Source organism: Marinicrinis lubricantis (assembly GCF_042658665.1).
Lineage (GTDB): Bacteria > Bacillota > Bacilli > Paenibacillales > KCTC-33676 > Marinicrinis > Marinicrinis lubricantis.
Genome location: NZ_JBHSQV010000187.1, coordinates 125,662 through 151,723, shown reverse-complemented (window position 1 = coordinate 151,723; position 26,062 = coordinate 125,662). Strand labels below are relative to the sequence as shown.

The window sequence follows — 26,062 nt, the reverse complement described above, 5'->3', positions numbered from 1 at the left end:
AGACATCGGAGGCGTCAATTTGCTTAAAATTTCAGCTAATTCTATACGCAAGTCTATTTTTATTCGATTGGTGATCACGCATCTGTTCGTGATTCTCCCTCTGATCTTGCTGGGCATTTATTTATACCACTGGAGCCATCAAAATGCGAGCCAAGAGATATCTAGAAATATGCAGGCCCAGTTATCCTATTATTTGAAAGATTTGAATCGTGAAATGGAATGGCTGGAAATTCAGCAATTCGATTTGCTGCAGGACAGCGGACTGAATGAGCTTGCCGTGACTTGGGGAATGATGGACAGCGTTGAGAAAAAGGAAAAAATCAATAATATCCTATCAAGACTCAATTCGATCAAAAGCAGCAGTGCTTATATTCAAGATATCTATTTACATATCCGATCTATCAATAGAACGATCTCGGCTGTCCAAGGCTTACAAGAATTCGAAAAGGATCGATTCGAAGAACTCCGTTCCGGCGGGAGCAGGGATGGAGGCAGGCTGATGATCAGAGATGATTCACTTCATCTTAGCGTCTCGAAATGGAGCGGGAGGAAGGGGGAGGAGCCTTTATTTATCGTAGAAATTGAATTGAATATGGAAAGGCTTAAGGATTCCTTACGACAAATCAGCATGTATCCTGAAAGCTCGTCATTTCTGATTTCGGAAACCTCCAAGTTTACTTTGGCGAGCACCGAACAATGGGCCGATTTGATTCCTCAATATATTCATGCGGCGGACAAGGAAACGGATGATACATTCTCATTAGATGCAGGCGGCAAAAAGTACCAAGTAAATAGAGCCCATTCCGATGAACTAGGATTCTCCGTTGTGACGTATTTGCCGGAAGAAACCGTCAGCAGGCCATTAAGTAAATTTACTTTATGGGCATGGCTGTTTTCCGTCACATCCATTGGTGCTATCGTAATTTATGCTTACTCTACCTACAAATTTGTACGCAAACCTTTGCTGTTTCTCATCCAAAGCTTTCGAAGAATGGAGGAAGGCGCCCTCAACGTTCAAATACAGCATGAACAAAAGGATGAGTTTGGGTATTTATATCACCGTTTCAACCAAATGCTGACGAAGCTGCAAAATTTGATTGATCAAGATTACAAACAAAAGCTGATGATGCAAAAGGCCGAATTAAAGCAGCTTCAATCTCAAATCAATCCGCATTTTTTATATAACAGCTTTTTTATTTTAAACTCTTTGGCCAAAACCGGGGATGTGGACAGAATTGAGCTGTTTACGAATATGCTCGGAGAATATTTTAGGTTTATTACCCGTAATGGGGAAGATGAAGTCTGTCTCAAAGAAGAAATTAAGCACTCCCGAATGTATACAGAGATCCAAAAGCTTCGATTCTCAAGACGAATTCAGGTGCAGTTCGATGAACTGCCGGTGGAAATGGAACAAATCCGGGTGCCTCGATTAATTATTCAGCCGATTATTGAAAATGCGTACGAGCACAGTTTAGAGAAAATGCCGGATGAGGGATTTTTAAGAGTCACGTTCGATATGAAGCCTCGCGAGGCGGACATCATCGTTGAGGATAACGGAAATTTGTTGGACGATGCTCATCTGCAGGCATTAAGCGAGAGATTTTCGGCGACATCGGAATCCCAAGAGATGACCGGGATGGTTAACATTCATCGGCGTATTGTATTGACTTATGGGGAAGGAAGCGGATTGTTTCTGTCTAGAAGTGTGCTGGGCGGTCTGCAGGTCTTGATTCGAATCAAACAGAAGGAGGAGAATTAGGATGTATAGGCTGTTGATAGTAGATGATGAGGAAATTATTACGGATGGCCTTTATGAAGTGTTCAGCCGATTGCTGCCCGATGAATTGGATGTTTGCAAGGCTTATTCTGCCGAAGAAGCACTGCATTGGATGGCTCGAACAAGAATTGATATCGTGCTTACGGATATTGCGATGCCCGGAATGAATGGATTGGAGATGTCTGAGGAGATTCATGCTTATTGGCCAAGATGCAAAATCATATTTCTCACCGGACACAGCGAATTCGATTATGCATATAAGGCCATTCAGATGGCGAATGTTCGGTATTTGCTAAAGACAGAAGGATACGGCAAAGTCACCGAAACGGTATTGGAGGTCATTCAAGATATTCGGCGCAGCAGCTGCATGGATCGATTAGCAGAGAGGTCCCGCGAACAAATATTCGAATTGATGGCGCAGGGGGATTACATGCGGCAGCTGCTGCAGGACAGCCATGTGTTTTGCCAGGATACAGAAATGCTGGCGGAGGATTTTGCTCAGTTAAATATTGATTTGGATCCCGGGTGTCCAGTAGTTCTTATCCTTGGACGTTTGTCCTACCCCGAAGGGACGGTCTACACCGAAAGAAGCAAGATCCTCGTTACGGCAAGAATGATATGGCATTCTTATTTATCGGATCAAATACGCAGTGTAGGCATCGTGGATAAGCACGGCAATATGCTGTGGTTTCTTCAGCCGTGTCAATATGCTGAGGAGAAAGTGGACGGTCATTTGTTCCGTTATTTGGAAGGGACGTTGGAGCTTATTCAAGAAGCTTGCCTGTCAGAGCTTCAATTGACAGTGGGTTTCATCATCAGCGGCACATGCTGCGATTGGGTGTCCATAACGAAAGGGTACGAACGGCTTAGGCAGCTTGGACAACTAAAAATTGGAGACGGAATCGCGATGGTGCTGCGAGATCATTGCAGCGGGTTCGATTCATCAGCTAGTAAGGATGCCGCTATGTCAAGCCATAAAGCTGAGATGATGGCTGCACATCTCGAAGCGGGAAGAAGGGAGGAGTTCTTTAAGGATCTTGAGGAATGTTTGGGAGCCACACAGATCCATGAAGGCGGAAATATTCAGAGAGCAACGGAGACGTATTATAGCGTTGCGCTTGCACTACTTTCCTATATGAACCGAATGGGATTGCACGATAAAATAGAAGACCATGGCAAGCTTACGCGGCTTGATGACCATGCCACCATGAACGAAGCATTTCAATATTTACGGCAAATTGCTGAAGCGATATTTGAGCTGAAGAGCTTATATGAACGGGATAGAGCCTCGCATGTCATTCGGCGGATTTGCCATTATATTGAGGAGCATATCAATGAAGACCTATCTTTAGTGAAGCTTGCAGAAATTCATTATTTCAACCCTTCTTACTTATCTCGCTTTTTCAAACAAGAGCAGGGAATGAATTTATCCGAATACATCGATAAATGCCGGATTCGAAAGGCCAAGGAGCTCTTGATGGACGGGGATTTGAAAGTGCGGGAAGTGGCTGCGGCTGTCGGCTATGAAGCGGCCCACTCCTTCACTCGGTTTTTTAAGAAGGTGACCGGACTTACACCTCAAGAATATCGAGACTCCACCACGCTGAGCTCATGAGGGAGCGAGGATGCTTACGATCTATAATTTCCCGGGTGATGATGCACGCTTCGGCAGGTTGTTGCCTCTGGAAGCAGGCGGTACACTTTGACGAGGGGGAGGTGGTAGATCGTTGTTTTCTGCTGCGAAAATATGGATAGGGTTAGCGGCTGGATGTATCATCATCGCCGCTGTTCTACTTGTGCTGAGCACGGATGAAATGAAATCAGAACAGGAGTTGACGAAGGAAATGAATGGGGAATTGAAACAGTCTAATGACACGGGCGGATCCGCATCCAAGGTTCGTGCTGTACCGCCTGCAAGCGCAGTGGGAAAGGTTCCGCCGAACGGCAATCCGCTAGTTTCTCATAAATTCGGGGCTGATCCTTATGCGCTGGTCTACGAAGATCGGGTGTATTTGTACATGACGAACGACGTTTTTGAGTATGATGCCGCCGGCAACGTAAAAGAGAACACTTATGGTAAGATCAACAAAATTACCGTCATATCGTCAGACGATTTAGTCAATTGGACCGACCACGGTGTCATCGATGCAGCAGGTCCGGAGGGCGCAGCGAAATGGGCGACGCAATCTTGGGCGCCTGCTATTGTTCATCGAGTAATAGACGGCAAAGACTGGTTCTTTCTGTATTTTGCGAACAATGCGAGCGGCATCGGCGTACTGACCAGCGAAAGTCCGACCGGTCCTTGGGTTGATCCGATTGGTAAAGCGCTGATTACGCGGGAAACACCTGGAGTGGAAGACGTGACATGGCTCTTCGATCCAGCGGTGTTGGTCGATGATGACGGCAAAGCTTACATATATTTCGGCGGAGGCATCCCGGAGGGGGAGCATGAAATGCCAGGCACCTCGCGTGTCATGCCATTAGGCGAGGACATGATCAGCGTTGTAGGAGAAGCGGTCTCCATCCCTGCGCCTTATTTATTTGAGGACTCCGGTATCAATAAGGTGGACGGCAAGTACTACTATACGTATTGTACGAATTTTTACGACGGGGAACGGGCGGAAGGAAGTCCGCCGCCAGGAGAGATTGCGTATATGGTCAGTGAAAGTCCGATGGGGCCTTGGACATACAAGGGAACCATTCTGAAAAATCCAATCCATTTCTTCGGCATTGGCGGCAATAACCATCATGTCATATTCCAGTTCCGCGATGCATGGTACATTGCATATCATGCCCAAACATTGTCCAAAGCGATGGGCGTGCCTAACGGCTACCGATCGACGCACTTAAATCGGGTTCACTTTAGTGAAGACGGTTCAATTCAAGAAATTATAGCAGATTATAAAGGCGTAGAGCAGGTTAAGCATCTTGATCCATATCAGCGTGTTGAAGCAGAGACGATCGCTTGGAGTGCAGGAGTGAAGGTGGAACCGCTGACTGCTAATGATGCGGATCAGGACCACTCTGCTCGATTCATAGTGACCGACATTCATGACGGGGATTGGACAGCCGTATCCAAGGTGGACTTCGGCACCGGTGCAGCTGAATTCATCGTATCCGTACGGAGTGGAGAAGGCCCCTGGAGCATTGAGCTGCGTTTAGGTAGTCCAGAAGGCACGCTCATCGGAACGGTCAACGTACCTTCTGCGAAAGGCTCGCTGTGGACTGAAGTCAAAACGGAAGTGACAGGCGCATCAGGAATCCATGATTTGTACATGGTCTACCGAGGGGAAAATAACGTAACGGGCATCCAGATCGACGATTGGCAATTTAGCAAGTAAGGGATGGGGGCCGTATGCTTCTCATAAATGAGAGGCATACGGCCCTTATTAGTTAGGAGCGAAAGCGTACGAGCAAATTGCGGCTGTCTTCACGCGTATTACGGGAAAACAGCCGCTTTGATCGTTTATGGGTATTTCTTTCGATACATATTCGCACTGACGCCGGTGTACGTTTTGAATTTCTTGTAAAACCAATCCATTTCCGTGTAACCCACTTCCTTCGCAACCTCGTACACCTTCATATTGGTCCTTTCGAGCAGAAGCTTAGCCTTCTCCATTCGCTGGATCAGCAAATATTCATTGAAGGTCATGTTCTCATGGGTTTTGAATTTTTGCCCTAAGTAAGCGCAGTTGTAGTGCAGCTTGTCGGAAATTTGTTTCAACGTAATGTGCTGATGAAGCTCTCGGCTGACGTATTCCTTTACTTTATCGATAATGCCCGCCGGAGGATCGGGCAGCTTGCGAGAATCTTGTGAGGTCTGATGCTGTTGATCAGGCAGTGGATCTGAGTCAAGCACTCGTTTGACGGACTCCAGGCTCGACACCAATTCGTTCGGATGAAATGAATCCGGCAAATAATCAAAAACTTGATAACTCATTGCTTTTCGTACGAGATAAAAGTCTCGGCTGCCGCCCATAAGGATGATGGGCACGAGGCTTTGATACCGGATTTTTGCGCAAAGCGCGATTCCGTCTGTCGGCTCCTCCTTCATCGAGATCAGGACGAGCGAGAAAGGTTGTTTCCTGAATAAGGCTAAGGCGTCTTCTGCCGTGTCGGCGATGTCCTCTAAACTAAACCCTAGGTCCTTCCAATCGGGCATATGTTGCGTCTTTTTTCTCCAATACTGATCTGGATCAACAAGCAGCATCTTATACACGATGGTTACCTCCCAACTGTTTTTGCGGCATTCAGAATACAGAAAAAAGAATACGCTTTCATTATCTGGATTTCTGCGGGATGAAACAATGTGCTTTTCTTTGCATCGCTAACCGTTGTTTACTTGTTGGCATCATCGTCCGAGTGACGCGGTCTAGGGCCACGTGCTTCCTATAATTTGAAGGGTGTGACACCTATGGTTCATCCGGTTGTTGGGTAAAAATGAAAGCGCTATGATTTCGTTGTATCTAATTTGCTTAAGGGGGATTTACAGTGCGAATTCACAAGATAACGGTATTGCTTCTTAGTTTCATACTCGTGCTGGCTGCTTGCAGCAGCGGCAACAGCAATGGTTCAAATCAAAATCAGGGCGGCAATAACGGCGCGAATCATGGCACGAATCAAGGGACCAATGAAAATACTTCTTCCCAAAACAATGAAGAAACGGTTGAGGAAGATTCCGGAACACCGGAAATGGAATTTGACATGGGAGGCAGAACGATCAAGATCGTGTCTTGGTGGGACATGACGATTCCAGAGGATAACCCGGACAACATTCAGCGCAAAGCGAATCTGGAAGCGCTGATGGAGAAGCACAACTTTAAGGTAGAATACATCGCCTTGGATTACGAGGAGTATCAAGACAAAGTAGTGGCCTCCTTAATGGCAGGCGAGCCGCTTGGAGATATCATCCGCATGGGGAAAGCGTATATGATTCCATCGCTCGTCAAGCAAGACTTGTTCTGGCCGGTGGATGAATACATCACCAATGACAAAGTGTTCAATTTAAAGGTGACTCAAGAATACTCACAGTTTGAAGGCCGGGGTTACGGATTTTTTGACGGAACGAACATTATTACGGGCATTTATTACAACCGAACGCTCATGAACAATTTGGGGATGAAGCCGCTTCAAGAATACGTTGATGAAGATAATTGGACATGGGAGACCTTCATTCAAGTCGCCAAAGAGGCGAATAAGGATACGAATAACGATGGGAAGCTGGATACGTGGGGACTCGCTTCCGGATCATTTTTAGATCAAGCGATGGCAGCGAATGAAACAGATTACGTGATCGGAAATCAACAAAATTTAGATGATCCAAAAGTGGTTGAGGCGTTTAATTTCATCTCCCGGCTGGCAACGGAGAACGTAGCGAGACCAACAGAAGGCGGTGATTGGACGGAGCCTAGTGTATTTTTCCGTCAAGGCAACACGCTGATGTATGCAGGGGCCGATTATGAAGCCTCCGGAATTAAGCAGGACATGCAGGATTATGACATCGGGTTTCTGCCATTCCCTAAGGGACCAAGTGCAAGCACGTACCATGCGGTTGAACCGGCACTTCAGTACTTGACGATTCCGAAGAAGTCCGAGAACCCAGAACAGCTGATCTATATTTGGGAAAAAATTAATGATATCGAGTCGATTTATGACTACCCGGGTCAGGCTGCTCTGGAAAGCAACTTTGACAACGAGACAGACATCGAGAACGCACTCATCGCTAGAGAAAATATGAATATCATTGACAGGCAGTCGTTCCCGTCTATTCCGTACTATGACCTATTAGGGGAATTGACCAGCGGTGTATCCGTATCTACGGTGATTGAGAAGTATAAAGCGACGTTCCAATCCGCCATCGATGAAGTGTATAAGCAATAAGTTACTTGAAAGGTTCCTTATGAACAGTCCCCGTTTCGAAGCTTTCTTCGTGGGGGCTGTTCATTCGAATATGGATACTTTTGCTTCAGGAGGGGAGAAAAGTTGAGCATTTTAAAGAAGAAGTATGTTTCTGTCCTACTGATTGTCGCTTTGTTGCTGATGCTAATTTGGGTCTTCTTTCCTTCGGATTCATCCGGCCCCCCGCAGGTGATGGCCATGGATGACTTCGTGGCGGTAACGGACGCGGCGGATGGAAACAGCTATGACGCATATTTGGAGCAGCATATGAACTCCCCAAGACCGAGTCAGACGATTCGAATTGAGGGGGAGCACTTCGTGCAGGCGTCGGGCGGCAGCTTCGAAATTATGGAGAGGCCCTATGGCTTGGATGGGGCGGCTGTCATGACGCCGGAGACGGGAACGATCAGCTGGGATGTAAAGGTGAGCGAATCCGGTCTCTATCATATGAGAATCCACTATTATCCAGTGGAAGGAAAAAGCTCAGCCATTGAACGGGAGTTTGCCCTGAACGGAGCAGTTCCCTTTGACGGATCAGACGTCCTATTGTTCGATCGGGTATGGGATAACCGGGACGATCAAATACAGAGGGACGATCGTGGAAACGAGCTGCGGCCAAGACAGGTGGAGAACCCGGTATGGCAGCTTACGCCGTTCTCGGACAGTGAGGGGTATTACGAGGAACCGTTCTTATATTATTTTGAAAACGGAGTGCAGCGAATTTCCTTCACGTCTTTACGTGAGCCGATGCTCGTTGATTATATCGAGCTGTATCAGGAAGAAGAGCCTAAGCCGTATCAAGAGGTGCTGGCTGAATACGATGCGAAGGGCCTAGAACCGGTACAAAATCACGAAATGATTATTCAAGCGGAGGATGCGGTTTCGAAATCATCACCGACGCTGTACCCGTTATCGGATCGTTCGAGTCCTCAGCTGGTTCCTTATCACGTCTCCAAAATCCGCATCAATACGATTGGCGGACTGAACTGGAAGCAGCCAGGACAGTGGATTGAATGGGAGTTTGAGGTGCCGGAAGAGGGGCTGTACCAAATTGCCCTGAAACGAAAGCAGGATCAGCTCCGGGGGGTATACGCCACACGGAGTTTGATGATCGACGGCCGTTATCCATTCGAGGAAATGAAGCGGATTCGGTTTCATTATGACTCCGATTGGAAGATGGATGTCTTGGGAGAAGAGGAGCCTTATTTATTCCATCTAACCGAGGGGACGCACCGGATTCGCTTGGAGGTAACGCTAGGGGAAATCGCGCCGCTCATCCGCACGATTGAGTCCAGTGTGCTCTCACTCAATGAGATGTATCGCAAAATATTGATGATTACTTCCAACACGCCCGATCCGTATCGTGACTATCAATTGGAAAAGCGTATTCCAGGGATGGTAGAGACGTTTAAGGAGCAGGCCGAAACGATTCAGAGCGTTGCCGATTATTTGGAGCAAGCAACAGGGGAACGAAGCGATAAGGTAGCGATTCTGCATACGATGGTGCGTCAGCTGGAGGAAATGGCGGAACAACCTGAAACGGTGGCAAGACGCCTCGATACGTTCAAAATCAATGTTGGGGGGCTGGGCACCTGGATTCTCACGATACGGGAGCAGCCGCTTTCTCTCGATTATCTCGTCGTTTCTTCACCTGGCGAAGAGCTGCCAAGAGCGGAAGCGACCTTCTTAGAGCAAGCGCAGCATGAGCTTGGAGCCTATGCTGCTTCTTATATCGAGGATTACGACAGCATTGGCAATACCGGGGAAAGTGACCGTTCGATCACGGTGTGGGTGACCACAGGCCGGGATCAGGCGCAGGTGCTGAAAGGATTAATTGACGATACCTTTACGCCCGAAACGAATATATCGGTGAAGCTGAGGCTCGTGGAAGGGAATATTTTGCTGCCTGCTACGCTCGCCGGGGAAGGGCCGGATGTGGCGATGCAGATCGGTGAAGATATACCGGTCAACTATGCGATGCGCAGCGCGGCGCAGGATTTGACGGTATTCGAGGACATCGAAGAGGTGACTTCCCGTTTCCGCGACAGCGCTTTAGTCCCTTATACGTATGATGGAGGCTTGTATGCACTGCCCGAACAGCAGATCTTCCCTATGCTCTTTTATCGCAAGGATATTTTGGAAGAACTAGAATTAACACCACCAGAGACATGGCAGGACGTATACAACATGATTTCCGTACTTCAAAAGCACAACATGGAGTTTTATTTGCCGCTGGAAGACACATTGAATAATGCCAATCTCGTTCCAAACGCCACCTTTGCGATGCTGCTGTATCAGAACGGAGGCGAATTCTACAGTGCGGATCAAAAGCAAAGCGCGCTCGATTCCGACATTTCGATGGAAATGTTTAAAAAATGGACGCAATTTTATACCAACTATAAGTTCCCGCTGAAGGCGGACTTCCCGAACCGGTTCAGAACGGGGGAGATGCCGATCGGCATTGCGGATTATACGACCTATAACATGCTGACCGTCATGGCGCCGGAAATCAAAAATTTATGGGACTTCACGATCGTTCCGGGTACGGTTCAGGAAGACGGCACGATCAACCACGAAGTGGCCAGCCATACGACGGGCGTGATGATGCTTCAGAATGCAAAGGATAAAGAGTCAGCCTGGGAGTTTATGAAATGGTGGACAGATCAAGAGACACAAATCGCTTACGGGCGAGAGATGGAAGGGTTAATGGGAGCCGCGGCGCGTTATCCAACGGCGAATATCGAAGCGCTTGAGCAGCTGCCTTGGCCTGCCAAGGATTACAGGAACCTAGAAAGCCAATGGCAGTGGGTCAGAGGGATCCCGCAAGTGCCGGGCGGATACTTTACCGGAAGACATTTGGACAATGCGTTCCGCAAAGTCGTTAATGGCAACGAAAATCCTCGCGAGGCGTTATCGGACTATATCTTATACATTAACGATGAAATCGAGATCAAGAGAAAGGAATTTAATTTACCGTACTAGTCAGGGGGTGGAAGTCGATGCAAGCCGAAACAACCAGCGGGACCGCACCAAATGTCATCCATCAGGCAGAGCCGTCAAGGCGAAAGCAATTCTTGAAAGAACTGAAGAAGAGCAAGCATTACTATGTGCTGATGAGCCCGTATATGATCATTTTCTTCTTGTTTACTGTCATACCGGTCGTCGTTTCACTCGGTCTCAGTTTCTTCTATTTCAATATGCTGGAGCTTCCGCGGTTTGTCGGGTGGCAGAACTATTCCAGGTTGTTTTTAAATGACGATGTGTTCATGACCGCTTTGAAGAATACACTGCTGTTCGCTGTCATAACCGGACCGATCAGCTACATCGCTTGTTTTCTTTTCGCCTGGATTATTAATGAGCTGTCACCCAAGGTCCGGGCGTTCATGACATTAATCTTTTATGCACCTTCCATTTCCGGAAATGTGTTCTTCATTTGGCTGATAGTGTTTTCCGGGGACAGCTACGGCTATTTAAACGGATTTTTAATGAAAATCGGATTGATTTTGGAGCCGATTCAATGGCTGCAGGATGAGAAATATATATTGACGATCATTATTATCGTCCAGCTGTGGCTCAGCTTAGGAACAAGCTTCTTGGCTTTTATCGCGGGGCTGCAAACGATCGATAAATCTCTCATTGAAGCAGGTGCAATGGATGGAATTAAGAATCGCTGGCAGGAGCTTTGGTTTATTACACTGCCTTCCATGAGACCGCAGCTGTTGTTCGGGGCGGTCATGCAAATTACAGCTTCGTTCGCAGTAGCGGAGGTATCGATTGCACTTGCCGGCTTCCCAAGCGTGAATTACGCGGGGCATACGGTTGTAACACATTTGATGGATTTCGGAACGATCCGTTTCGAGATGGGTTACGCTTCCGCTATTGCTACGGTGCTGTTCGGCATCATGATTGGGACGAATATGCTGACGCAAAAACTGCTGAGAAAGGTGGGTGAGTAACGATGGTCATGAAAGTAATGGCAGTATTTCGGGTGTCAAGGAAGCTTAATCGTTCTTTGACTGTCAGCTTTATGCTGTTCTTACTCCTTGCCTTGTTCGGTTCCTTTATGGCGCTTCCGCTCATCTATACGATTAACAATGCGTTTAAGCCGCTGGACGAATTGTTTATTTTCCCGCCGCGTTTTTTTGTCAACAATCCGACGATGGATAACTTCTATGATTTGATGTCTTTAATGGGGAATTCATGGGTGCCGTTCTCGAGGTATATCGCCAATTCACTCTTGATCACTGTGGTCGGCACACTGGGTCACATTTTACTTGCCTCGGCTGCGGCCTATCCGCTGGCGAAATACCGCTTTCCCGGTTCCAAAGCCCTGTTCTCGATCGTCGTGCTGTCGCTGATGTTCTCTCCGCATGTGACGTCGATTCCGAACTACATGGTGATGTCGTGGCTCGGCTGGATCAATACGCATGCGTCCATCATTGTCCCATCCTTGGCGTTTCCGTTAGGACTATTCCTCATGAAGCAATTTATGGAGCAAATTCCAGATGCATTGCTGGAAGCGGCCAAAATTGACGGAGCCAGCGAATATCGCGTGTTCTGGTCGATTGTGATGCCGAACGTAAAGCCAGCCTGGCTCACCTTAATGGTGCTTCAATTTCCGGCGTTATGGGGAACCGACGGGGGCAGCTTCATCTATAGTGAAAATTTAAAAACGCTGCATTATGCATTGGGTCAGATCGCGCAGGGAGGGATTGCGCGGGCTGGTGTTGCCGCGGCAGTCTCACTGATCCTCATGATTGTTCCAATTACACTCTTTATCATCTCCCAGAGCAGCGTCATGCAGACGATGGCGACCTCTGGAATGAAAGAGTAGAAGGGAGCTGTGCACATTGAAAAGCTTGCGGCATATCAGAACAACGATACTGACGGCGCTTTGCTTGCTGCTGGGATTCGCAGCCACGGGGACGAGCGCCCAAGCAGCAGGTGATACAGCTTCCTATCATTATTCCTTCTGGGGAGATACAACGGCTGCACCTGCGGCATATCAAGCGACGGAGCTGTTGACAGGAGAGAGCATAGGAGCAGGGGCGTTCGTGGAACCAAATGATCTATTCGTGACCAATGATCAACGAATATACGTGCTTGATTCAGGGAACCACCGCGTTGTCGTCATGGACGATCGATTTCAGCTTTTGCAAGTGATCGATTCGTTTCAGCGAGAAGGACAAACCGATACGTTCAACCAGCCACAGGGTCTCTTTGTCACCGAGGATCTGCATGTGCTGATCGCCGATACGGGAAATCAGAGGGTGGTACATCTAGATCAAGACTTGAAGCTCGTTAAGATCATCAACGCGCCGGAGTCTGAGCTGCTTCAGGACAACTTTCAGTTTCAACCGGTACGGGTTGTTGTCGATCGTGCCAACCGGGTATACGTAATGGCAGCCGGCGTGTTCGACGGCTTTATGGAATTTAACGCGGACGGCGATTTTGTCTCATTCATCGGAGCGAACCGTGTTCATGTTGACCCGGTCGAGTATGTATGGAAGATGCTGTCGACACGGGAGCAGCGCAGTCAAATGGTCATGTTTACCCCTACGGAATTTACAAACTTAGATATCAACGACGAAGGGTTTATTTATGCGACCAACGGGGACGAGGTAGGCGATCCCATTAAGAAGCTGAACGCGCAGGGGAACGACATTTTACGGAGAGAAGGGTATTCCACTCCTAGCGGGGATATAAAGTATTTCTCCGATGAGGGGCCTTCCCGCTTAATAGACATCGATGTGACAGACAGCGAGATGTATTCCGTCCTCGATTCGAAACGGGGCAGAATTTTCACTTATACGGGCGATGGACATTTGATGTACATTTTCGGGGAGATCGGCAATCGGATCGGGGAATTCAATACGCCCATATCGATCGAACGAATAGGTGACGATATGCTTGTGCTGGATAAGGCGCTTGGGGAAATGACGGTATTCAAAACGACCGAATATGGCCGGACGCTGAATGAGGCGGTTCGAAGCTACTACCGAGGAGAAGAGGAAAAGGCGTACCAATTATTCAATGAAACGATCAATATGAATGCCAATCTGGAATTCGCCTACGCCGGAATCGGCAAAGCGCTGCTGCGGCAAGGAGAGTATGCCGAGGCGATGAAGTATTTCAAGCGAAGCATGGACCAGGAAAATTATTCGAAGGCGTTCCTGCTGTATCGCAAGCAAGTGATGCGGGAACATTTCTCTACGGTCATGTCCGGTATCGTCATCGTGGTCCTAAGCGCCATTTTTATCAGAATGTACCGGAAAAAGAAGGGCGGAAAGAGGGTGGTTTCCATTGAATAAAGAGCTGATCAAATATCCGCTTGGGCTTATCGTTCACCCCTTTAACGGCTATTGGGACCTTAAATACGAGAGCAATCGGAAGACGAACTTGATCCTCTCGATTGTGATTTTGTTTCTTCTTTCTGTGACGAATATTTTGCACAGCCAATACAGCGGGTTCATCATTAACCTCGTGCATCCGAATGAATTGAACAGCTTGTTAGAGGTAACGTACGTCGTGGTTCCGGTATTGTTCTGGTGTGTTGCCAATTGGTCGCTCACAACGCTTATGGACGGAGAAGGGAAGTTTGTTGAAATTTTCACTTCAACCTGCTTTGCGCTTATTCCGCTGATCGTCATTAAGTTTCCGTGGATATGGCTCAGCAATTTCATCTCTATGCAGGAGTCCGCCTTTTATTATTTTTCTGACAGCGTCGCCGTTCTCTGGTTTTTGTTTTTGTTGTTTGTCGGGAACATGACGGTGCATCAATTCACGCCCTCGAAGACGATCGGTACGATTGTTTTAACAGTGGTGGCAATGGGCTTTATGGCGTTTCTATGCTTATTGTTTTTTAGCTTAATCCAGCAAATCGTTTCTTTCGTTACGGTAATTTATCAAGAAATCGTTCTGAGAGGATGAGAAAGGGGGAGAGATGCAGGATGAAAAAAACAACATTCCTGTTCATCACGATGCTTCTATGTGTACTAATGATTGCGGGATGCTCTGATTCAGACCAAAAGACGAATGGGGAGCCAGTGCAGACATTCGCGTTACCAAGTGGGGAGGCGGTGACGGCATCCTTTACCGATACGCGGGTTGCGGGCATGAAGGGCATTGCTGAGAACGAGCAGCTGCGCTTGTTCCTTGACGATCAGACAGGCGCTGTCGCTGTCCTTCATAAGAAAAGCGGGGAAATATGGCACAGCAATCCAGTCGATCGGGATTCGGATCCTTTAGCCGCCGGAATTAACAAGGATTTATTATCCTCACAGCTGAAAATCGACTTTTACAATATGTTAGGACAAACGAGCTCCGTCAATTCTTATTCCGATAGTGTGGTTCATAACCAGCTTGCCTTTGAACGTATTCCAAGCGGGATCAGGGTGACCTATCAATTTGGAACAGATGAGAAAACGGCCGATGATATGCCGATGATGATCAGCAAGGAACGTTTGGAACGTTTCATGAGCGGGTTGGATAAGACGGGGCAGCGAGCATTAATTATCGCGTATACCGAGGATAAGGAGAAGTCGGTCTACGTGCGGAACGACCAAGCGCTGCAGGGGCTGCAGCTGGAGCGGGCGCTCAAGGCATTGGAGGACGCGGGGTACACGGAGGAAGATTTGCTTCGCGATATAGAAGAGAACAGCTTGGATCAGACGAAGCCGGAGCCGCGTATTTTCCTTGCAGCGGTGGAGTATACCTTGGACGGAGAGCATCTTGTCGTGAACGTTCCCATCTCCCGTATTCAGTATCCTGAAGAATATCCGGTGAACAGCATCTCTGTCTTGGGCTTCTTTGGTGCCGCAGGAACGGATGTGAGCGGTTCGATATTGGTTCCGGACGGTTCCGGTGCGCTGATACATTTCAATAACGGCAAAACCAAATATCCAGCCTATCAGCAGCAAGTGTACGGCAGCGATTTGGCGATGGAATCGACCGATTACGATGCGCGGAATGAGGAAGTCAGACTGCCGGTATTTGGCATGATCCGGGAGAATACTGCCTTTCTCGGCATCATTGAGGAAGGAGCGTCTGCAGCAACGATCCATGCCGACATCAGCGGCCGGCTGAACAGCTATAACTACGTCTACCCGAGCTTCTATGTGCTGAACAAGGGCGAAGTCACGCTGGATGCTAGTGATCAGAAACGCTCGCTGCCCAAATTCCAGGAACAACCGATGAAATCGGATTTTACGGTTCGTTATGCTTTCCTCAGCGGCGAAGACGCTTCCTACCAAGGGATGGCGCGGTATTATCAGCAGTATTTGCTGAACACCGGCGGACTACCGCAGCCGCAGGAGCAGACCGCAAGCGACAGTCCGTTCTATGTGGAGCTCATCGGGGCCATTACGAAGCAGAAGCATATGGCAGGGATTCCGTATCAGTCGCTTGAAGAGCTAACGACGCTCGAAGAGGCGAAGTCCATCGTACTGCAAATGAAAGAACGGGGGATTCACCATATCAAGCTGAAATATGCCGGCTGGTTCAATGGAGGGCTCGATCATAAAGTTCCGGAGCGCGTATCGGTTGATGGAGCGATTGGCGGAAGCAAAGGTTTGGAAAAATTTGTTTCGTTTGCTGAAGCGGAGGGTATTTCATTTTACCCAGATACGGCCATTGTCATCGCTCATCATAGCGAAGGTTTTAGTGAAACCAAGGATGCATCTAGGACGCTGAGCGGTGTGCCTGCCAAGCTGTATCCTTTGGACTTGGCTCTGAACCGCCGTGATCGGGATCGTTCACCGTCGTATATCGTTTCGCCTCGGCTCGTAAACACGTATGCGAGTACAGTGACGAAGAAGCTGGAGGAATACGAGACGGGCGGCATCTCTCTTCGTGATTTGGCCGATCAGCTGAACAGCGATTTCAGGGAAAATCGGCAAATTGACCGAACGGAATCGGAGGACATCTCGGTCCAAGCGCTGGAGCATATACGCGGCAAACTAGAAGTCATGGCAAGCGGGGGAAATGCTTATGCGCTGCCTTACTTGACCGATATTACGAATGCGCCGATGAAAAGCAGCAAATTCAAAATAGAAGATGAAGAAATTCCATTCTATTCAATGGTTGTGCGAGGCTTTATCGATTATACGGGAGCGCCGTTCAACTTATCTACTTACACAGGCTCCAAGCCGTATGTGCTGAAATGCCTGGAGTACGGAGCGGGCGTGTACTTCGAATGGATCTATAAGCCGAACTATGAAGTAAAGGATACAGAATATGACGATCTATACGCTGTGAACTATGAGCAATGGATTGATCAGGCCGCCGAAATGTATGAAGAGGTGAATGCATTTTTAAAACAAGTCCAGGGCGAGCGAATCATTTCACATGAGAAGCTGGACGAAGGCGTCATGAAAACAGTGTATGAAAATGGTGTATATGTCATCGTGAATTACAACGATCGGGAAGTGATGGCAGACGGCAGATGGATTGAAGCCGAGAGCTATTTGACAGGTGGTGGGAACCTTTGAGAGCTATACCGAAGCTAAGCTTGAAACAGAGAACGTACGCTCAGCAGAAGGCGTTTTGGGGCTTTATGTACGTTCTGCCGTGGCTGGTTGGATTCGTATTCTTCTTCTTCATTCCGCTCCTGTCTTCCATTCGTTACAGCTTCAGCAACATCGAAGCGAATGAAGATGGCATGATCATTGAATTTATCGGTTGGGCGAATTATGTGGAGGCGCTGACCGTGAACACCAGCTTTAACCGTATTCTAGTTGAATCGATTGTCAACATGGTGGTCAACGTGCCGCTCATTGTCATATTCAGCCTGTTTATCGCGGTGCTCCTCAATCAGAAATTTATCGGCAGATCGATTGCCCGATCGATATTTTTCCTGCCGGTCATTCTCGCATCGGGCATCATCATGACACTTGAAAGCAGCAGCTTGATCCAAGCGGTGAACGAGCAGAACGCCGGCTCCGGCATGATCAATGCGTTAAGCAGCTTCGAGCTCGAAAAAATGATGCTGGAAGCCGGGGTCAGCGATACGATTGTCAATTATCTTACAGGCGCTGTCGATCGCATTTATGAAATTGTCAGTCAGTCTGGCGTTCAAATATTGATTTTCCTTGCAGGCATTCAAACGATCTCGCCGCAGCTTTACGAAGCGTCCAAGATGGAAGGGGCCACCGGGTATGAATCGTTCTGGAAAATTACGTTTCCGATGGTCAGTCCGCTCATTCTCGTCAATGTCATTTATACGATTATCGACTCCTTCTCGAGAAATGCGATGACGGATCTCATTCGCGAGACAGGCTTCGCCAAATTCAACTTCGGACTTAGCTCCGCCATGGCCTGGGTCTATTTCCTCGCGATCGCGGTCATATTGCTGGTCTGCTCCTACGTGGTGTCCAGAAGAGTGTTCTACCATGAATAAGAAGGGAAGGTGAGAGCTTTGATAATCTTGCGTCTGCTGTCGGTCGAACGGCTGAAGCGCTGGCTTTGGTCGTTCGTGCGGCTGATCCTGCTTGCGGGACTTTCGTTCGTCATTTTATATCCGATCATCCAAAAGATATCGACGGCTATCAAACATAAGACCGATCTGTATTCACCGATCGTCGTATGGATTCCAGAGCATTTTTCTCTGGACAATTTCAGGCAGGCGATATCGATTATGGATTATTGGACGACGCTGCTAAATACGATCTCGCTGTCGGCGATGACGACCGTCTTCACCGCTGTATCCTGTGCATTGGCAGGCTATGGTTTTGCGCGGCTGAAATTTAAAGGAAGCAACCTGCTGTTTGCAGGCGTCATTCTTACGATATTAGTTCCACCGACGACCATTCTCATCCCGATCTATATGAATTTGAAGGATTTCACCTTAATGGGATTGATTCCGCTTTTCACTGGTGATTCGATCAATTTATTGAACACGTACTGGCCGTTTATATTAACATCGCTAACCGCTAATTCGCTGAAAGCCGGACTCTATATTTTTATTTTTCGGCAATTTTTCAGAGGGATTCCGAAGGAGATTGAAGAAGCGGCCTATATCGATGGGGCTGGTGTCGGTAAAACGTTTCTGCGCATCATGCTGCCGAACGCTGTACCATCCATCATTACGGTTACGCTCTTCGCTTTTGTGTGGCAGTGGAATGACAGCTTTTTCACGACAACGTATTTAACGTCCAGCAAAGTGATGTCGACGCAGCTTTCTTCTCTGCCTTATAACCTGTCGATGCAGCTGACGGACGGGGCATCATCAAAGGCCGATCCGTTCTATTTGAGCATGGTGCAGGATACCGGCATTTTGCTCGCTATTTTGCCACTGATCATTATATATTTGTTCGTTCAGCGATACTTCGTTGAAAGTATTGAGCGAAGCGGGCTTGTGGGATAAGGCTGCACGGGGAAACTGAAGGCAGGCTCCTTGCGCGCGGCCGCAGATTGTACGCTGCAGGGCGCTTGGATGAAAGCAGAGTTCATGGAGAATCGATCAAGGTGGTGGTGCTCATGCCGCGTTTAACGCGTTTAAGAGGCAGGCGATGGATGCTCATTGGAATCAGCGGGGCAGTGATTGCGGCGGTCATTGCGCTGCTGCTACTGTACAAGGTGGACGGGAACGGTCCTGATGAAGCCAGTCATCTCACGAATACAGCTGAAGGGGAGATGACGGTGAAGACAGGTGAGAACGCAGCAGATACATCAAATGGTCATGCCGATCCTGAAGAGGAACCGTTAAGCAATCCAATTACAGCCGAGCCGAAGGAGGATCCGGTGGCAGCTTCGGTGCAGACTGACATCCCCTCACTCGCTGAGTCATATGCTGATTACTTTCCGATCGGGGCCGCGATTGAGCCGTATCAGATGACGGGACTGCATGCCGACATGCTGAAGAAGCATATGAATTGGCTGGTGGCGGAAAATGCGATGAAGCCGGCATCGCTGCAGCCTCGAGAGGGCGAGTTTCAGTGGGAACAAGCAGACCGTATGGTCCAGTTTGCTCGGGAGAACAAAATGGAGCTTCGCTTCCATACGTTGGTCTGGCACAATCAGACGCCGGATTGGTTCTTCCTGGATGCCGAAGGCAAGCCGATGGAGAATGAGACCGACCCAGTGAAGCGCGAAGCGAACAAGAAGCTGCTGTTGGAGCGGCTGGATACCCATGTTCGGACAATTGTCGAACGGTATAAGGACGACATTCGCTCGTGGGATGTCGTTAATGAAGTGATTGAGCCGGCAGATCCTGACGGCATGCGCGCAAGCTTATGGTATAAGCTGACAGGGACCGAGTACATTGAGACCGCTTTTCGTGCTGCTCGTGAAGCAGGCGGCAGCGACATCAAGCTGTATATTAACGATTACGGCACGGATGATCCGGTGAAGCGAGACCGTTTGGCTGAGCTGGTGACAGAGCTGCTGGACAAAGGCGTGCCGGTGGATGGCGTCGGCCATCAGACGCATATCAGTATCCACTGGCCAACCGTAGATTCCATCATCGAATCGATGCGGAAGTTTCATGAGCTCGGACTGGATAATCTGGTGACGGAGCTGGACATGAGCCTGTATGCATGGAATGACCGCTCGGATTTCGGTGAAGACATTCCGGAGGAGATACTGCAGAAGCAGGCCGATCGGTACGGCGAGCTGTTTGAAGCGTTTCGATCGAATCAGGAGCTGCTCAGCGGGGTCGTGTTGTGGGGAATTGCCGATGATCATACGTGGCTGAGCTCTTTTCCTGTGACCCGAACCGAGGCGCCGCTGCTGTTCGATGAACTGCTGCAGGCCAAACCGGCATTTTGGGCCGTTGTCGATCCGTTACAACAGCCGTAAAGCAGGAAAATATAGGCTGAAAACGAATACTATGATGAAAAGAGGAGGGTTTGATCTATGCCAAAGCCTAACGAACCGATCGTCACGCATATATACACCGCTGACCCGTCTGCGCACGTCTTTGAAGGAAAGCTGTATATTTATCCGTCCCATGACTTGGACCATGACGGCCCGTCGAACGATAACGGGGATCAGTACAAGATGGAGGATTATCACGTCTTATCGATGGACGATCCAAACTCTCCGGTCACTGATCACGGTGTGGTCCTGCACCTTCGAGATATACCATGGGCCTCGAAGCAGCTGTGGGCGCCGGATGCGGCTTACAAGAACAACACATATTATTTGTTTTTCCCTGCACGTGACCTGGAAGGGAATTTTCGAATTGGGGTAGCGACAAGCTCGTCGCCAGCCGGACCATTCGAGCCGCAGCCTTCTTATATAGAGGGCAGCTTCAGTATCGATCCAGCTGTGTTCATCGATGACGACGATGAAGCTTATATGTTTTTCGGAGGACTGTGGGGCGGACAGCTCGAGAAATGGCAGAGCGGCACCTTCGATCCCGATGGCAAGGAGCCTGCTCATGATATGCCTGCACTTGGCCCGCGCGCAGCTAAGCTCAGCGCGGATATGCTGGCGCTGCAAGGGGCGCCGCAGGATATTTCGATCGTCGATGAGGATGGGCGCCCGATTTTAGCTGGCGACGAGGAGCGGCGCTTTTTTGAAGGTGCGTGGGTTCACAAATATAACGGCTGGTACTATTTGTCGTATTCCACAGGAACAACGCATAAGCTGGTCTATGCGGTCAGCCGCCATCCGATGGGTCCGTACACATTCAAGGGCACGATCCTGACGCCGGTCATCGGCTGGACTACGCATCATTCCATCGTACAATTCCAAGATCGGTGGTACTTGTTCTATCACGACAGCTCGTTGTCCGAAGGTGTCAACCACAAGCGCTGCGTTAAATTTACAGAGCTGCATTACAATGAGGACGGCACGATTCAAACGATTGACCCTTATCCGGGTAAATAAAAGAAGAGGTATTACAAAAAGATCGCATCTCTCGCGAAAGTGACAGGAGAATGACGATCTTTTTTTTGTCATCTTCTGCTGCCATATGTAATGGGCGGTACGATACGACCTATAAAATGAAGGGTGATGAACAAAGCTTTGGCAGGTTGTTGATGAACTGGCGCAGGGCTACACTGTCCTTGTTATGAATGTTTGTGCTTGCTGCATAGGCTGATAATAGACAAGGGAGCTGATGATGTGATGAAACCAATACCAAAGCTGCATGAAGTATTCGGGAGCTATTTTGATGTGGGCGCCGCAGTGAACAAAGTAACGATCAAAACACAGCAGGATCTGCTTCGACAACATTTCAATAGTGTCACGGCGGAAAATGAAATGAAGTTCGAGCGGCTGCATCCTAAGGAGCATGTGTACACATTTGATGATGCGGATCGTATCGTTTCCTTTGCGAAAGCTGGAGGCATGGCGGTAAGAGGACATACGCTGGTATGGCACAATCAAACGCCGTCTTGGGTGTTCGAGCAGCCTTCGGGAGAACAGGCGGACGGGGAGATGCTGCTGGCAAGAATGAAGTCCCACATCCACACGGTCATGTCGCGGTATAAAGGAAGTATTTATGCTTGGGATGTCGTCAACGAGGCGATATCGGACAAAGGCGGAGAATTTCTGCGCAGCTCCAAATGGCTGGACATTGTGGGGGAGGATTTCATTGCCAAAGCCTTTGAATATGCGCATGAGGCCGATCCGGGGGCGCAGCTGTTTTATAACGACTATAATGAATCGAACCCTGAAAAACGAGAGAAGATCTATAAGCTGGTGCAATCCCTGAAGGAAAAGGACGTTCCGATTCACGGGGTTGGCCTGCAAGCGCATTGGAGTTTGTTCCATCCTACCAAGGATGAAATTCGCGATGCGCTGGAGAGGTATGCTAGTCTCGGGGTCAAGCTGCATATTACCGAGCTGGACATCTCGGTATTTCAGCATGATGACCGCCGGACCGATCTGAAGGCGCCGACGGAGGAAATGCTTGAGCTTCAGGCACAGCGGTATGATGAGTGCTTTAAGCTGTTTAAGGAATTCAGCGAATGTATAACGTCGGTGACGTTCTGGGGAGCGGCCGATGATTATACGTGGCTCGATGATTTTCCGGTAAGAGGGCGAAAAAACTGGCCGTTTTTATTTGATACGAACCAGCAGCCGAAGGAATCCTTTTGGAAAGTAGTGAATGCCGCGGACGAGTAACGGATTCGGTGAGGAGGGATTGGATGAGCAAAACGGTGATCACGAACCCTGTCCTATGGGCCGATGTACCAGACCCCAGCGTAATCCGGGTAGGATCGACCTTCTATATGGTCAGCACCAGCATGCATATGATGCCCGGATGTCCAATTATGAAATCGGTCAATTTGATGGAGTGGGAGATCGTCGCTTACGTATTCGATACGTTGGAGGATAATAATGCCCATCAGTTGGCAGACGGGAAAGGGATTTATGGCAAAGGGTCGTGGGCCGCTTCTCTGCGTTACGATAACGGCACATATTATGTCTGCTTTTCAAGCCTGGACATGAAGCGGTTCTACATCTATCAGACCGATGATATCGAGAAGGGTCGCTGGGACCGATTCGTCATTGAAGGCTTGTACCACGATCCGAGTCTGCTGTTTGATGATGGGCGTGTCTTCGTCATCTACGGGAATGGAGATATTCGAATTGCCGAGCTGACGCAGGATGTGACCGCTCTGAAGACGGACGGAATTCAGCAGCAGCTGCTTGAGACGGAGAGCGAAGGGATCGGCCTTCGCTGCGAGGGATGTCATGCATACAAGTTAGGCGGCTATTATTATTTATTTTTCATCGAATGGCCGAAAACCGGAAATCGGCGCAGACGGCAGATTTGCTATCGTTCGAGGGAGCTGCTCGGTCCTTATGAACGCAAAGTTATCCTCGATGACGATATGGGCTATTTCAACAATGGTGTGGCACAGGGAGGAATCGTAGATACGCCAGCGGGTGAATGGTACGCGGTGCTGTTCCAAGATCATGGGGCCGTCGGCCGGATTCCTTGTGTCGTGCCCGTCGCTTGGGAGCAGGATTGGCCTGTGTTTGGGGTGGAAGGCAAGGTGCCGAAAGCCTTTGAAGCAGAGCTGCCGAGCTCACCTCAAGAGCCTCTAGTGCGAAGTGATGATTTCGATTATACCGACAACCGCCTAGGCTTGCATTGGCAGTGGAATCACAATCCAGACCCCGGCCTTTGGTCTGTTACGGAGCGGACGGGATTCCTTCGGTTAACGGCGGGAGACGTTGTGAGCAGTGTCGAATATGCTCGCAATACGTTGACCCAGCGGACGGAAGGGCCGGCTTGCAGCGGGCAAATCGCGATGGATATTTCCAAGATGAAGCCAGGAGATCATGCTGGAATGGCGGCGCTGCAGCATATTTACGGCACGATTGGAATTCGGGCGGAGGACAACGGCGACAAATACGTCGTCCTGTGTACTCGTCAAAAGAACGGAGAAGAAATAACCGCTGTACAAATGAAGTATGAGCGCGAGCAGGTTTATTTACGTATAGATTTCAATTTTGAGGATAACATCGATCTAGCCTATTTTTATTATTCCGCAGATGGCCTTCATTGGACATTGGCAGGAAGACCGTTACAGTTGAAGTATACACTGGATCACTTTATGGGCTGCCGGATCGGAATTTTTCATTATGCTGCTATGCAGCCCGGCGGCATGGTCGATGTGGACTATTTTCGTTATCAACGGAGCGAGTCTTTCAGTGAATTGCATGCTGCAAAGTAACGAATGGAACCGCTGTGCATATGCTGAGATAGCGAGTGTACAGGAGGGTTATTATGGCATATGTATGGGGAGTAGATTCCGCTTCGCCGGCGAATTCGTCTTTGCTGCAGTGCGTGATCACAAACTTCGGCAAGCCGCTCTATTGGGGCAGATATTTATCGACCGTTCCCGGCGCTGCGGATGGCTTGACGACACAGGAAATCTCGTTTCTGCACGGACAAAATGTGAAGATCCTGCCGATCTATAACGATTTTCGGCAAGCGGTCGGCTATGAGAACGGTAAAAATGCAGCGCGTGCTGCTGCCGGTCATGCTGCTAGGCTGGGAATTGCCAGGGGGACCTTCTTGTTCGCGAACATCGAGCGCTTCTTCAAGGTGGATGAAGCATGGATTCGCGGGTGGGTCGATACGATTCGAACGTCCGGTTATAAATCCGGAATGTACCACGATCCTATTCATGGTCCGTTTAGTGCAGCGTACTGCCGTGCGGTAAGCAAGGATTCTCGCGTGAAGACAGAGAGTGTGCTGTGGAGTGCGGAGCCGGAACGGACCGTCACAGGTCCGCAGAATGCTCCTGCCTATGCGCCGTACAGTCCGAAATGCGGCGGGAATGTATGGGGCTGGCAGTATGGCCGGGATTCGAAAACATGCCCGATCGATACGAATCTGATCGATACACGCTTGTACGGGCAATTATTTTGAAGAGTGAAGATCGTCTTTCCCATGCTGGGCGGACGATTTTTTGTATGAAGAATTTCATACATGATGCGGAACAGGAAGACCAATGAATTTCTTGTGAATCCCATGGATAAAACAGGAAAATGCCGCTTTCTACAGAATATCTATTTTGATAATACATGCTGAATTTGATGATTGGAGAGGTAGATGGTAATGACGTATTTATTGTGGCCGGAAGGCGCACCTCATGCGATGGGTACAGAGTCTGAAGACCAGCCTTATTTGGAGCCGTACTTGATCGAAGCAGGTGAAAAGGAAACTCCCTGTGTCATCGTATTTCCAGGCGGGGGCTACCAATATAGAGCGGACCATGAAGGGGCACCGATTGCTCAGTGGCTGAACTCGCTCGGAATCTCGGCATTTGTTTTACATTATCGGGTAAAGCCTTACAGCTACCCTGTTCCATTGATTGACGCACAACGAGCGATACGCTACGTGCGTACGCATGCCCAAGAATGGCAAATTGATCCGAATCGGATTGGCATTCTCGGTTTCTCCGCTGGAGGACATTTGGCCGCTTCGGCAGGAGTTCATTTTGATTTTGGAGTGCAGGACGCGCCGGACCCGGTGGATCGGATCAGCAGCCGTCCGGATCTTATGGTGCTTTGTTATCCAGTCATCACGTTCGCTAAGCCATATACGCATGATGGTTCGATGCATAACCAGCTTGGTCCAGAACCGGACAAAGCTCTCATCGAAAAGCTGTCATGCGAGCGTCAGGTAAAGGCGGGTACCTCACCGGCATTCTTATGGCATACGGCGGAAGATGGGGCCGTGCCGGTCGAGAACAGTCTGATGATGGCAAGTGCTCTAAGCAAGCACCAAGTGCCGTTCGAGCTGCATGTTTTCCCGCATGGCGGACATGGGATGGGAATGGCTGAGAAGGATGAAGCCGTCTCGCAGTGGACGCGCCTATGCGGCGTATGGCTTGCGAAGCAGGGCTGGGGCGCTTAGGCAATCGCATCAGGCGGAACGTTCTGAAAAAAGTTGAAGACCGCTGAATTCAGGCGAATCTC

19 protein-coding genes are annotated in these 26,062 nt (G+C 49.0%); 18 read left to right on the top strand and 1 reads right to left on the bottom strand.

Annotation, left to right across the window (positions count from 1 at the left end; genetic code table 11):
• Nucleotides 1–19 precede the first annotated feature (19 nt).
• The 3 genes from ACFPXP_RS22565 to ACFPXP_RS22555 all read left to right on the top strand — a co-directional run bounded on the left by ACFPXP_RS22565 (nucleotide 20) and on the right by ACFPXP_RS22555 (nucleotide 5,118).
• Nucleotides 20–1,759 (top strand): sensor histidine kinase, encoded by a 1,740-nt coding sequence (locus tag ACFPXP_RS22565; protein WP_379896773.1) that lies wholly within the window; start codon nucleotides 20–22, stop codon nucleotides 1,757–1,759.
• 1 nt (nucleotide 1,760) lies between these two features.
• Nucleotides 1,761–3,392 (top strand): response regulator transcription factor, encoded by a 1,632-nt coding sequence (locus ACFPXP_RS22560; protein WP_379896772.1) that lies wholly within the window; start codon nucleotides 1,761–1,763, stop codon nucleotides 3,390–3,392.
• Nucleotides 3,393–3,504: 112 nt separating this feature from the next.
• A complete protein-coding gene (locus ACFPXP_RS22555; RefSeq protein WP_379896771.1) occupies nucleotides 3,505–5,118 on the top strand; it encodes a glycoside hydrolase family 43 protein in 1,614 nt (537 codons plus the stop codon).
• 125 nt (nucleotides 5,119–5,243) lie between these two features.
• Here the strand turns inward: ACFPXP_RS22555 and ACFPXP_RS22550 are convergent, their stop codons facing one another.
• Complete coding sequence (locus tag ACFPXP_RS22550) at nucleotides 5,244–5,987, bottom strand: response regulator transcription factor (RefSeq protein WP_379896829.1); 744 nt, start codon at nucleotides 5,985–5,987, stop codon at nucleotides 5,244–5,246.
• Between the two features lie 281 nt (nucleotides 5,988–6,268).
• Between ACFPXP_RS22550 and ACFPXP_RS22545 the strand changes: the two genes are divergently transcribed.
• The 15 genes from ACFPXP_RS22545 (at nucleotide 6,269) to ACFPXP_RS22475 (ending at nucleotide 26,000) form a co-directional block, all read left to right on the top strand.
• Nucleotides 6,269–7,657 carry an ABC transporter substrate-binding protein gene (locus ACFPXP_RS22545; protein WP_379896770.1) on the top strand — a complete coding sequence of 463 codons (1,389 nt, stop codon included), beginning with the start codon at nucleotides 6,269–6,271 and terminating at the stop codon, nucleotides 7,655–7,657.
• Nucleotides 7,658–7,816: 159 nt separating this feature from the next.
• Nucleotides 7,817–10,657 (top strand): extracellular solute-binding protein, encoded by a 2,841-nt coding sequence (locus ACFPXP_RS22540; protein WP_379896828.1) that lies wholly within the window; start codon nucleotides 7,817–7,819, stop codon nucleotides 10,655–10,657.
• Nucleotides 10,658–10,674: 17 nt separating this feature from the next.
• Nucleotides 10,675–11,631 (top strand): carbohydrate ABC transporter permease, encoded by a 957-nt coding sequence (locus tag ACFPXP_RS22535; RefSeq protein ID WP_379896769.1) that lies wholly within the window; start codon nucleotides 10,675–10,677, stop codon nucleotides 11,629–11,631.
• 8 nt (nucleotides 11,632–11,639) lie between these two features.
• On the top strand, nucleotides 11,640–12,509 hold the full coding sequence (locus ACFPXP_RS22530) for a carbohydrate ABC transporter permease (protein WP_379896826.1): 870 nt from the start codon (nucleotides 11,640–11,642) through the stop codon (nucleotides 12,507–12,509).
• 16 nt (nucleotides 12,510–12,525) lie between these two features.
• Entirely contained in the window at nucleotides 12,526–13,986 is a 1,461-nt protein-coding gene (locus ACFPXP_RS22525) for a hypothetical protein (RefSeq protein ID WP_379896768.1), read from the top strand.
• Nucleotides 13,979–14,605: a YIP1 family protein gene (locus ACFPXP_RS22520; RefSeq protein WP_379896766.1), complete on the top strand. Its 627-nt coding sequence runs from the start codon at nucleotides 13,979–13,981 to the stop codon at nucleotides 14,603–14,605. Before ACFPXP_RS22525 ends, ACFPXP_RS22520 begins: the two co-directional genes overlap by 8 nt.
• A gap of 20 nt (nucleotides 14,606–14,625) precedes the next feature.
• On the top strand, nucleotides 14,626–17,163 hold the full coding sequence (locus ACFPXP_RS22515) for a DUF5696 domain-containing protein (RefSeq protein WP_379896764.1): 2,538 nt from the start codon (nucleotides 14,626–14,628) through the stop codon (nucleotides 17,161–17,163).
• On the top strand, nucleotides 17,160–18,071 hold the full coding sequence (locus ACFPXP_RS22510; RefSeq protein WP_379896762.1) for a carbohydrate ABC transporter permease: 912 nt from the start codon (nucleotides 17,160–17,162) through the stop codon (nucleotides 18,069–18,071). Before ACFPXP_RS22515 ends, ACFPXP_RS22510 begins: the two co-directional genes overlap by 4 nt.
• An 18-nt stretch (nucleotides 18,072–18,089) precedes the next feature.
• Nucleotides 18,090–19,037: a carbohydrate ABC transporter permease gene (locus ACFPXP_RS22505; protein ID WP_379896824.1), complete on the top strand. Its 948-nt coding sequence runs from the start codon at nucleotides 18,090–18,092 to the stop codon at nucleotides 19,035–19,037.
• A gap of 113 nt (nucleotides 19,038–19,150) precedes the next feature.
• Complete coding sequence (locus ACFPXP_RS22500; protein ID WP_379896761.1) at nucleotides 19,151–20,470, top strand: endo-1,4-beta-xylanase; 1,320 nt, start codon at nucleotides 19,151–19,153, stop codon at nucleotides 20,468–20,470.
• A gap of 57 nt (nucleotides 20,471–20,527) precedes the next feature.
• Nucleotides 20,528–21,505, top strand: a complete 978-nt coding sequence (locus ACFPXP_RS22495) for a glycoside hydrolase family 43 protein (RefSeq protein WP_379896759.1) — start codon at nucleotides 20,528–20,530, stop codon at nucleotides 21,503–21,505.
• Nucleotides 21,506–21,745: 240 nt separating this feature from the next.
• Nucleotides 21,746–22,747: an endo-1,4-beta-xylanase gene (locus ACFPXP_RS22490; protein ID WP_379896758.1), complete on the top strand. Its 1,002-nt coding sequence runs from the start codon at nucleotides 21,746–21,748 to the stop codon at nucleotides 22,745–22,747.
• A 23-nt stretch (nucleotides 22,748–22,770) separates the two neighbouring features.
• Nucleotides 22,771–24,309 (top strand): glycoside hydrolase family 43 protein, encoded by a 1,539-nt coding sequence (locus ACFPXP_RS22485; protein WP_379896756.1) that lies wholly within the window; start codon nucleotides 22,771–22,773, stop codon nucleotides 24,307–24,309.
• 50 nt (nucleotides 24,310–24,359) lie between these two features.
• On the top strand, nucleotides 24,360–25,010 hold the full coding sequence (locus ACFPXP_RS22480; RefSeq protein ID WP_379896822.1) for a glycoside hydrolase domain-containing protein: 651 nt from the start codon (nucleotides 24,360–24,362) through the stop codon (nucleotides 25,008–25,010).
• Nucleotides 25,011–25,199: 189 nt separating this feature from the next.
• Nucleotides 25,200–26,000: an alpha/beta hydrolase gene (locus ACFPXP_RS22475; protein ID WP_379896755.1), complete on the top strand. Its 801-nt coding sequence runs from the start codon at nucleotides 25,200–25,202 to the stop codon at nucleotides 25,998–26,000.
• The last annotated feature ends 62 nt before the right edge of the window (nucleotides 26,001–26,062 follow it).